We start from the raw sequence: 10,400 nt of genomic DNA on the forward strand, positions 1-10,400 counted from the left end.
GGGAAGCGGGCGATGATGCCGCCGTCGGAACTCGAAGGAAGCCGTCATGAAGCGACAAGCCGCGCCGGACATCGAAGGCCACGGCGGCGCGATGTTCGACGGCAAGCGGCACGCCATTCTGCCGTCGCCGGGGCTGACCGGCGAGCGCATCCGCGGGTTCGCCGCCGCGCCGAACGCGCTGCTCGCCCGGACGGGCGCGCGTCATGCGGCGCCGTAACGGCGGACGCCCTTCTTTTCTCCCTTCCCCCAATCAAGGATTTCATCATGAGCACCCTGTTCGATTCCGTCCGCGTCGGCCGATATACGCTGCAAAACCGCCTGGCCATGGCGCCGATGACCCGCAGCCGCGCGCTGTTCGACGGCACGCCGTCCGACCTGGCCGCCGAGTATTACGCACAGCGCGCGAGCGTCGGGCTGATCGTCACCGAAGGCACCCAGCCTTCGGACGACGGCCAGGGCTACCTCGCCACGCCGGGCGTCTATACGGATGCGCACGTCGCCGGCTGGAGGCGAATCGCGTCGGCCGTGCGCGCGAAGGGCGGCCATCTCTTCATCCAGCTCATGCATGCCGGGCGCATGTCGCACCCCGACAACACGCCGCATCACCGCCCGGGCGTCGCGCCTTCGGCCATCGCGCCGGGCGCGCCGATGTTCACGGCTGCCGGCATGCAGGACATTCCCGTGCCGCGCGCGCTGGGCACGGACGAAGTGCGCCGGACCGTCGACGAATTCCGCCACGCGGCCCGCCGCGCGATCGAGGCCGGCGCGCACGGCGTCGAAATCCACGGCGCGAACGCCTACCTGATCCAGCAGTTCCTCGCGCCGAGCGCGAACACGCGCACCGACGAATACGGCGGCTCGATCGAGAACCGCGCGCGCTTCGCCATCGAGGTGGCCGCCGCGATCGCCGACGAAATCGGCGCGGACCGCACGGCGATCCGCCTGTCGCCCGGCACGACGCTGTGGGGTATCGACGAAGGCGACGAAGGGCCGGCGCTCTACCGCCACCTGGTCGCCGAGCTCGACGAGCTGGGCCTCGCGTACCTGCATGTGATGCATCAGGGCGACGAACCGCTGCTCGCCGACCTCCGCGCGCGCTGGCAACGCACGCTGATCCTGAATCGGCCGGGCCGCCCGCGCGAGCTGATCGGCGCCGACGTCGCGTCCGGATTGGCCGATCTGGAAGCCTACGGCCAGATGGTGCTCGCGAATCCGGATTTCGTCGCGCGGCTGAAGGCCAACGCGCAGATGAACGCGGCGGACCGCAACTCGTTCTTCGGCGGCGCCGCGCAGGGCTATACCGACTATCCGAGCCTGAACGCAGCCGGCGGCGCATGAGGCCCTCGTCATGCCCATCCTTGCTCCGCCGCAGCGCGCGAACCACGGCGGCCACTTCCGGGCCTACGGCCTGCGGGGCGTCGCCGCGCAGATCGATCCGTTCCTCTGCGTCGACCACGCATGGATGAGCGCGCCGACTTTCTCGCCTCATCCCCATGCCGGTTTCTCGGCGGTGTCCTACCTGTTTCCGGATTCCGAAACGGGCATCGACAACCGCGATTCCCTCGGCACCCGCAACCTGATCCGGCCGGGCGGCCTGCACTGGACAGCGGCCGGCAGCGGCATCGTGCACGAGGAAGTCCCGGCGGAGGCCGGCAAGACCGTCCATTCGCTGCGGATTTTCGTCGACCTCGCCCGCGAGCGGCGGCGGATCGCGCCGTTCGCGCTGAGTCTCGAACCGCAGGACGTGCCGGTCGTGTCGCTGCCGGGCGTCGAGGTGCGCGTGCCGGCGGGCAGCTTCGCCGGCGCGCGCTCGCCGCTCGCCGCCCCCACCGACGTGACGATGCTCGACATTTCGCTGGACGAAGGCGCGGAGCTCGCGGTGCCCGTCGCGGCGGGCCATTGCGCGTTCGTCATGCCGATTGTCGGCGCGACGACGGTCGACGGCCGGGACTTCGATCTCGGCGATCTCAGGCTTCCCGTCTTTCCGGCCGCGGACGCGCGTCGCGCGATCCTGCTCCAGGCGCGTCACGGCGGCGCCAAGGTCATGCTTTTCGCCGGCTCGCCGCTGCACGCCGCGTCAACCCGAGCGTAACGGCGTTTCAACATGGGCTGCGAGCGATTCGATGGCGAGCACGCCGCGCTTGCGCTGATCGACCATCGGATCGGCGCCATGGGCCGAGTCAAGTCCATGCCGTTCAGCGACATGAAGCGCACCTCGCCGATGCCGGCGAAGACCGCGCGCATCCCGAGCATGCCGGCCGCGCCGACCTCCGGCATGGAGGGACATGCGCAGGCGCTGCCGTTGAACGAACCCGGATCGATCCCGCCCACCGGGTACGCGGCGCGAATCCGCGCTCGCCGGCATCGTCGCCGCGATGGGCGACGAACGCTTCGCGGCGGCCGTGAAGGCGACCGGGCGCACCAAGTTCATCGTCGCCGGCGTCACCAACGACCTGTGCACGGCGCTCCCGGCGCTGAGCGTCGTGCGCGAAGGCTGCGGCGTGCCCGCCGTCGCCGATGCGGACGGCCCGCCCGGCACGATCGGCGACGGCATGGTCCGGCGCCGCACGCAAGGTCACGGCGTCGCGCTCGCCGGCCCGAGCCGGATCGTCAGGCAACCCTCGGGCAACTGGGCCACGCCGGAAGGAAGCCAAATCGCGCAAGTCGTGACGGAAGCGCCGCTGGCTTCCGCATGAGGGATTCGGATCGTCGTTCGTGGCGCGGCGGGTGCGGCGGGTGCGGCGAGCACGGCGGGTGCAGCGGGTGCGGCGACCCCGCCGGTCAAGCGCGCCTTCTCTTCGGACGGCTGCGAAGCTCCACCGGCGATTGCTCGGCGGCCCGTCGATTCATCTTGTCCAGCACGCGCTTCGCCCTGCCCGCGCAATCCTCGCCGTCCGCCTTGTGATCGATCTCGTCGGCGAGCGCGACAAGCTGGCGCTTGCTGCTCGCGAGACGCTGCTCCAGCAGCTCGATTTCGTCGATCTTGCGCCGCAGCGCCTGCAGCAATTCCTCGCGAGGCCACTTGTCCAGATCCGGCGGCAGAATCGCCCGGATTTCGTCGAGCGAGAAACCCGCGCATTGCGCGCCGACGATGATCTCCAGCCGCGTCAACGCGTCCGGCGCATACTCCCGATAGCCGTTCGCCTGCCGCTGCGCAGGCTGCAGCAAGCCGCTCGCCTCGTAGAACCGGATACGCGACGCCGTCACGCCGCTCAACTGCGCGAGCTCGCCGATCTTCATTCGCGCCCTCCCGGCACTTGACATTGAAGTTGACTTTAAGCTTAAGGTCACGATGTCGTCAACCGCGGGTGCTCCCCATGAAGCTCTTCACTCCCCTCGTTCTCCCCAACGGCGCGGTGATTCCGAACCGTCTCGCCAAAGCGGCCATGGAAGAAAACATGGCGGATGCGGACCACGCGCCGTCCGACGCGCTCTTGCGCCTGTACGACGCATGGGCGAAGGGCAAGGCCGGCCTGATCCTGACCGGCAACGTCATGGTGGATCACCGCGCGATGACGGGCCCGAACGGCGTGGTGCTGGAGGACGACGCCCACCTCGACCGCTTCCGGCGCTGGGCGGAAGTCGCGCGCGCCCACGGCGCGCACATCTGGATGCAGATCAACCACCCCGGCCGCCAGATGGCCGCCGCGCTCGGCCAGACCACGCTCGCGCCGTCCGCGGTGCCGTTGGCGCTCGGCGCGCTGTCCAAGCAGTTTCCGGTGCCGCGGGAAATGACGGACGACGACATCGCCGGCGTGCAGCGCCGCTTCGTGCAGGCCGCGCGGCTGGCGGAACGAAGCGGCTTTACCGGCGTGCAGATTCATGCCGCGCACGGCTACCTGCTGAGCCAGTTCCTGTCGCCGATCACGAACCGCCGCCAGGACCGGTGGGGCGGCAGCATCGAGAACCGCGCCCGCCTGCTGCTCGACATCGTCCGCGCCGTGCGCGGCGCGGTATCGCCCGGGTTCGCGGTGTCCGTCAAGCTGAACTCCGCCGATTTCCAGCGCGGCGGCTTCAGCTCCGACGACGCGAAGCGCGTGGTCGAGATGCTCAATCCGCTCGGCGTCGATCTGGTCGAACTGTCTGGCGGAAGCTACGAGGCCCCGGCGATGCAGGGACAAGCGCGCGACGGCCGCACACTCGCCCGCGAAGCCTATTTCCTCGAATTCGCTCGCGACATCGCTGCGGCCGCGCGCATGCCGTTGATGGTCACGGGCGGCATTCGCCGCCGCGCGGTCGCCGAGCAGGTCGTCGACAGCGGCGTCGCGATGGTCGGCATCGCCACCGCGCTGTCCGTCGATCCGAACCTGCCGCGCGACTGGCTGGCGGGCGGAAACAATGCGCCGGCGCTGCGCCCGATCGTCTGGAAGAACAAGGTGCTGGGCTCGCTCGCCAACATGGCGGTCGTCAAGTTTCAGCTGAAGCGGCTCAGTGAGGGGCGTGTGACGAATCCGCGCGTCTCGCCGCTGAGAGCGCTGCTCCTGCAGCAGTTGTCCACGTCCTGCCAGACGCGGCGTTACCGGCGCTGGACGGCCGCGCGGGCGGCGCGTTAGCCAGGCGCCGTTGCGGCGGCGGGCATTCCGCGCTCGCCTGCAGCGGGCGCCGGATCGAAGTGCAGCCACGGGAATTCGCGCCGCCGCGCGTCCGGCCGAACGCCGGCGCGCGACGGCGGCGGCGCCCGCTCATTCCGAAATGCACGTTTTTGCACGTTTCAATTCTTGTTTATGCACGTTATACTGCGTGCATGACCGACGCACTTCCCCTCGCGCGACGCGACACCATCGCAAGCCGGCTGGCTCTTGGGCAGCCGGTCCAGGCCGCGGCGCTCGCCGCCGAATTCGACGTTTCCGAAGACGCGATACGCCGCGACCTTCGCGCGCTGGCCGCCGAAGGCCGCTGCCGCCGGGTCTATGGCGGCGCGCTGCCCGTCACGCCGGCGTCCGCGCCGATGGCGGCCAGGATCGACGCCGCGCGCGAACGCAAGGAGGCGCTGGCCCGCGCGGCCGCGCCGCTGATCCGGCGCGGCGAACTGCTGTTTCTCGACAGCGGCAGCACCAATCTCGCGCTGGTCGAGTTCCTGCCCGAAGACGCCGAGCTCACGGTCGCCACCAACTCGATCGACATCGCCGCCGCCGTGCTGCGGCGCTCCGATCTGAACCTGATCATGATCGGCGGCGCGGTCGATCCGGCGGTCGGCGGATGCGTCGACGCGGCCGCCGTTCAGAGCGTCAGCCGGATGAACGTCGATCACGCCTTTCTCGGCGCTTGCGCGCTGTCGCCGAAAGGCGGCCTCAGCGCATTCGGCATCGCCGATGCGGCGTTCAAGCGCGCCGTCGTCGCCGCGAGCGAGCGCCGCGTCGTCCTCGCGACGGCCGACAAGCTCGCCGCGCGCGCGCCGCACCGTGTCGCGACGATCGACGAGATCGGCTGCATCGTCGTCGAGCACGATCTGCCGCGCGCCGAATGCGCGTTGCTGTCGAAAGCCGGTGCGTCGGTGTTGCAGGCGCAGCCGCCCGTGCGGCCGTAACGCCCGTTCTTCGTGGAGTCGATCGACATGTCCGCCGACCGGCCGGCTACCCGGCTTGCCACCCGTCTCGCCTTTCTCGCGGCGGGCTTCGGGCTCGCGTGCTGGGCGCCCCTCGTGCCGTTCGCGAAACAGCGGCTCGGCGTGAACGACGGCGCTCTCGGCGCGCTGCTGCTCTGCGTCGGCCTCGGCTCGGTGGCCTCGATGCTGCTCACCGGCCCGTTCAGCACGCGATACGGCAGCAAGCCGATCATCGTCGCGGGCGGAGTCGCGCTCGCCGCGATCCTGCCGCTGCTGACCGTCGCGAGCGGGCCGATCACGCTCGGCGTCGCGCTGTTCGCGTTCGGCGCGGCGCTCGGCTCGCTCGACGTGGCGATGAACGTCCATGCGGTCGAAGTCGAGCGCGCCGCCGCGCGGCCGCTGATGTCCGGATTTCACGCGCTCTTCAGCGTCGGCGGCGCCGCCGGCTCCAGCATCATGACGTTCCTGCTCTCGATGCGCATCGGCACGTTCGCCAGCACCTTGCTGTGCGCAATGCCGATGCTCGCCGCGATCCTCTTCGCGAGCCCCAGACTGCTGCAAGGCGCGCAGGCCGGCGAGCGGCCGCGGTTCGTGATGCCGCGCGGCGTGGTTCCGCTCCTCGCGCTCCTCGCCGCGATCACGTTTCTCGCCGAAGGCGCGCTGCTCGACTGGAGCGCGTTGCTCATCACGGACAAGGGGCTCGTCGTCGCGGCCCAGGGCGGATTGGGCTATGTGCTGTTCTCGATCGCGATGACCGCCGGCCGGTTCGGCGGAGATGCGATCGCGACGCGCATTGGCGATCGGCCGACGATGTTCTGGGGCGGACTTCTCGCAGTCGCCGGGTTCGTGATTCTGCTGACCGCGCCGATTGCGGGCGTCGCGATGGCCGGCTTTGCGTTCATCGGCCTGGGCGCGTCGAACATCGTGCCCGTGCTGTTTCGCCGTGCGGGCGCGCAGCGGGCGATGCCTTCCGCGCTGGCCGTCACGGTCATCACGATCACCGGTTACGGAGGCCATCTGGTCGGCCCGGCCGGCATGGGCTTCGTCGCCCGGAGCGTCGGCCTCGAAAGCGCGTTCTGGATGCTGGCCGTCCTGCTGTGCCTCGTTCCGTGCTGCGCCCGGCTCGTGACGGGGAAGCGGTAGCGACCGCGCCCGAAGCAACGCGGCCCTGCGCGCGACGTTTCGCACGGTAGTCGCGCTCGGGACAATTTGGCTCGCCGCATCGCTCCTCGCCGTGGCGAGCGACGTGTGCCATGTTCCTCACTGAGCGTGCGCGGATCTACCGCGCGCGAAAACCGTGGAGAAGCGCCGGAGCGGCCAGCGAACTCGGTCGGGCGGATCGGCTTCGTGTCGCGTCCACCGCTCGACCGCCGACTGAGCCGACGCATTGGCAAGTCGCACACCCGCGATACGGCAAAGTCTTCGCCTTTCGCGAACGAAGCTCGGGCGGATTGCCGGCGCTTCTTGTCACGGCGCTCATTCACGCGGTCCGATGCCGCTCCTTACGCTTCACGGCAGCAACGGCACAGCGCCTGGCTTCGCGCCTCTCGTCATTTCGATTCCCCAAGTCCGTTTGGGACGGTCTTTTCTGCGGCCACGATCACGCGATCAATCCCGCGTCGCAGCCAATTGGACTAAACATCCCCGCTCGTTCCCGTAATTCGCACTCTCAGCGAATGTAATATTATTGATATTTGTGCGTAAGCAAAATGTCGCGATACATCGCATTATTTGCCGCGCCCAATTCAGACCAAAATCGTCCCTTGGAGACCAACGATGATCACAACTTCGGGCCATGTCGACAACCATTCCAACTTCGGCGGTATGTGGATCGACCGCACCGACTGGCAGGAGCAATTGAAATCAAGAGTGCCTGTTCCGGAGCTTGCTCGTCTCATTACGGATTTTGTCCGCGACGGCTTCATCGTGCTGGAAGGCGGCGCCGATCCGAGCGCAGTGGATGCGTTCCAGGCGCAAATCGACCTTTCGTTCCGGGAAGGAAATCCGGAGCTGTTCTACCAAAAGCACGGCTCGCGTGACACGCGCAAGCTCGACGAACCCGTGAACCGCCTCGGCACGCGCGTCGTGGACTGCTACGGCGCAATGAGCGAGGCGCTGGACCTCTTTTCGTCGCCGCGGCTGATCACTTTCCTGAAGGCCATCTTCGGCGAAGCGCCGCTCCTCTTCCAAAGCCTCAGCTTCGACCAAGGTTCGCAGCAGGGCCTGCACCGCGACACCGCCTATGTCGTCGTCGACCGCCCGATGGAACTCGCCGCATGCTGGATCGCGCTCGAGGACATCAAGGAAGGCTCGGGCGAACTGATGTACGCGCCCGGCAGCCACCGCCTGCCCGATTGGCCGTTCGGCGAGGGACGCAAGCACTTCGACGCCGCCCTGGACGGCTGGGATGTTCACGAGCAATGGTCCGACTGGCTACGCAGCTCCGCCGCCAGTAGCGAGCGAGGCGTCGAACGCTTCCTCGCGAAGAAGGGCGACATCCTCGTGTGGCATGCCGATCTCGCGCACGGCGGCTCGCCCGTCGTCGATCCGGCGCTGACTCGCCAAAGCCTCGTCGGACATTTCTGCCCGGCCTCGGCAAGGCCACGGTACTTCGATCACGCCCCCTGCCACGACGCCGTCGTCCAGCGTGGCCAGCTACACTATTCGAGCATGTACTACGATCTTCGGTCATCGTCTCCCGCTCGCCGCTCGCTCTGGCGTTCGATCAAGTCCGCGCTGACGCGTTAAGCGTGCGTCGCCGGTCGAACTAGGTTCGCTACGGAGCGGGGAAACATTCCGGAGCAAATCGTCGATCGGCGCCCGTCGAGCCGGCACTCGGCGGGCATCGGCTTCATCGGGAGCACATTCGGCCGACGACGGCAGCACCCCGCTCGCCACGGCCAAGTTCGGTCGATACGGCCGACGGACTCGAGCAGCCGCGTTACGCTCTTGCCCGCCCGACGAGCGCTTTCGATCCAAACGGCGTGGCCGCGCCGAACCGCCGCCGCGCGAGCGTGGACAAGGCAGGCGCGGCATGGTGTGATGGCGCACGTTCACAAGGAGCCCTCCATGTTGACCCGCCCGGACTGCATCCGCCATTGGACCGAACTCGAGGACGAAGACGACGCGCACTATCGCGGCGACACCGAACTGCTCGCGATCGGCGCGCCGCTCGCGGCGAAGCTCGGCATCACGCGGATCGGCATTCATCATTGCCGGCTGCCGCCCGGCCGCCGCACGTCGTATCCGCACGCGGAAAGCGCGGAAGAGGAATTCGTGTTCGTCCTGGAAGGCACGCCGGACGTCTGGCTCGACGGACACCTGCACCGTCTCGCGCCCGGCGACGCCGTCGGGTTCCCGGCCGGCACCGGACTTTGCCACACGTTCATCAACGACACGGACGCCGAGGTTCGGCTGCTCGTCGTCGGCGAAAGGCCGAAAGCCGAGAATCGCATTCGCTATCCGCGCAACAAGGCGTACGAGGCGACGCGCGCGGACCGCTGGATCGATTGGCCCGCGCGGCCGCTCGGGCCGCACGACGGCAAGCCCGCGCCGCGCGACGGCGATGGCTGACGGTTCGTTCGGCGCCGCGCTTCGCCGGTTGCCCGGCGGCGGCGGCGGCGGCGCGACGAGCCGCGAGCAGCGAGCAGCGACCGACGATCGGCCGCCGCCGACGACAAGCGACGGGGATGGCGCCCGCCGGCATCCGGCATCGCAATCGGGCAGCACGGCGAGCGTGACCGGCGACGGCGCGGCCCGCCGAGGTGCGTGCCCCCGAGCCCCCGAAACTCGCGCCGAGCGGCGCATTGAAGCGTGCGCACGCTGAACGGCGAGAAAAGAGGCTCGATGCGCGCAGAGCGCCCGGCTCCGCCGATCCGGCGCAAGCCGTCGACGGGCAAGGCAGCGCGGACCGGCGCTTCCGCACTTTCGCACTCTTCCTCTCTTCCTCTCTTCCTCTCTTCCTCTCTTCCTCTCTTCCGCACTTGCGCTCTTGCGCTCTTGCGCTCTTGCGCTCTTAGGATATCGACTCGCCCAATCCGTATTCCGCCGCGATTTCGCCGCGCGCCGATCCGACGGCGCCCGACCGGCACGCATCACCGATACCGCGCCGCCCCGATGAACTGCGAGAACCGCTCGCACCAGATCACGACGGTCGTATACGCGTCGACGTCGACGCCCTCCGCGAGCGGCGCGACGAAGTCACCGAACGTCTTCAGCTCGCCGACCCGCAGCGCGCGCGATTTCATCGCGAGAAACGCCTGCTTCGACGCGACGAATTCGGGCGCAAGGTAGATCTTGTAGTCCGGGCCCGGCGCGACGCGCCCCTCGAACGCGAGCGCCGTGCGCGTGACGGACAGCTTGCCGTCCGTCCAGTGCAGCGGATCGCCGCCCGTCAGGCCGCGCTCGAAGCGGCCCGTGTAAAGCGCGCGTCCGGTGATCGGGCGCAGCTCGGTTTCGCTCGCGCCGGCTTCGGCCGTCAGGAGCGGCAGCGAATACACGCCGAGCGCGAAGCCCAATACGAACGCGATCACGTGCGAGCCGATCCAGATCCCTTCTTTCTTCATAGCTTCCGTCCTCCGTAGTCGAATCGATGCGCCGTTGCCCGCGAACGGGCCCGGCATGACGACAGTCGGCGCGGCGGGCGAAATATGACAGCCGGGCGGCCATGTTCGACGTGCGGCAAGCGGTCGCGGGACGGAAGTCGCGACCGGCCGATCGGACTCGGGGAACTTGGAGAGCCTGGCGAAGTCGGCGAGGATTCTCGGGATTCTCGGGATTCTCGGGATTCTCGGGATTCTCGGGATTCTCGGGATTCTCGGGATTCTCGGGATTCTCGGGATTCTCGGGATTCTCG

11 protein-coding genes are annotated in these 10,400 nt (G+C 68.8%); 9 read left to right on the forward strand and 2 right to left on the reverse strand.

Going from position 1 to position 10,400, the window contains the following annotated elements; translation table 11 throughout:
- Positions 1–46: 46 nt before the first annotated feature.
- The 4 genes from X946_RS35020 (at position 47) to X946_RS36095 (ending at position 2,696) form a co-directional block, all read left to right on the forward strand.
- Positions 47–217: a hypothetical protein gene (locus X946_RS35020; protein WP_157131087.1), complete on the forward strand. Its 171-nt coding sequence runs from the start codon at positions 47–49 to the stop codon at positions 215–217.
- A 47-nt stretch (positions 218–264) separates the two neighbouring features.
- Positions 265–1,338: an alkene reductase gene (locus tag X946_RS07630; protein ID WP_038745471.1), complete on the forward strand. Its 1,074-nt coding sequence runs from the start codon at positions 265–267 to the stop codon at positions 1,336–1,338.
- 10 nt (positions 1,339–1,348) lie between these two features.
- Positions 1,349–2,092, forward strand: a complete 744-nt coding sequence (locus X946_RS07635) for a pirin family protein (RefSeq protein ID WP_038745474.1) — start codon at positions 1,349–1,351, stop codon at positions 2,090–2,092.
- Between the two features lie 283 nt (positions 2,093–2,375).
- Entirely contained in the window at positions 2,376–2,696 is a 321-nt protein-coding gene (locus X946_RS36095) for a hypothetical protein (RefSeq protein WP_231752799.1), read from the forward strand.
- An 85-nt stretch (positions 2,697–2,781) separates the two neighbouring features.
- Here X946_RS36095 and X946_RS07645 read toward each other — a convergent pair whose 3' ends face one another.
- The gene (locus tag X946_RS07645) at positions 2,782–3,240 is read right to left on the reverse strand and encodes a MerR family transcriptional regulator (protein WP_038745477.1); all 459 of its coding nucleotides are present in this window, start codon (positions 3,238–3,240) and stop codon (positions 2,782–2,784) included.
- A gap of 77 nt (positions 3,241–3,317) precedes the next feature.
- Here X946_RS07645 and X946_RS07650 point away from each other — a divergent pair, with 77 nt between their 5' ends.
- The 5 genes from X946_RS07650 (at position 3,318) to X946_RS07670 (ending at position 9,118) form a co-directional block, all read left to right on the forward strand.
- The gene (locus X946_RS07650) at positions 3,318–4,553 is read left to right on the forward strand and encodes an NADH:flavin oxidoreductase/NADH oxidase family protein (protein WP_038745480.1); all 1,236 of its coding nucleotides are present in this window, start codon (positions 3,318–3,320) and stop codon (positions 4,551–4,553) included.
- A gap of 191 nt (positions 4,554–4,744) precedes the next feature.
- Positions 4,745–5,527, forward strand: a complete 783-nt coding sequence (locus tag X946_RS07655) for a DeoR/GlpR family DNA-binding transcription regulator (protein WP_038745483.1) — start codon at positions 4,745–4,747, stop codon at positions 5,525–5,527.
- Positions 5,528–5,554: 27 nt separating this feature from the next.
- Entirely contained in the window at positions 5,555–6,688 is a 1,134-nt protein-coding gene (locus tag X946_RS07660) for an MFS transporter (protein ID WP_038745486.1), read from the forward strand.
- Positions 6,689–7,321: 633 nt separating this feature from the next.
- On the forward strand, positions 7,322–8,293 hold the full coding sequence (locus X946_RS29500; RefSeq protein ID WP_081989418.1) for a phytanoyl-CoA dioxygenase family protein: 972 nt from the start codon (positions 7,322–7,324) through the stop codon (positions 8,291–8,293).
- A gap of 324 nt (positions 8,294–8,617) precedes the next feature.
- Positions 8,618–9,118 carry a cupin domain-containing protein gene (locus tag X946_RS07670; RefSeq protein WP_038745513.1) on the forward strand — a complete coding sequence of 167 codons (501 nt, stop codon included), beginning with the start codon at positions 8,618–8,620 and terminating at the stop codon, positions 9,116–9,118.
- A 521-nt stretch (positions 9,119–9,639) separates the two neighbouring features.
- On the opposite strand, the gene X946_RS07675 is transcribed toward X946_RS07670, so the two are convergent.
- Entirely contained in the window at positions 9,640–10,110 is a 471-nt protein-coding gene (locus X946_RS07675; RefSeq protein ID WP_038745489.1) for a DM13 domain-containing protein, read from the reverse strand.
- Between the last annotated feature and the right edge of the window lie 290 nt (positions 10,111–10,400).

Source organism: Burkholderia sp. ABCPW 111 (assembly GCF_000773065.1).
Classification (GTDB): Bacteria; Pseudomonadota; Gammaproteobacteria; order Burkholderiales; family Burkholderiaceae; genus Burkholderia; species Burkholderia savannae.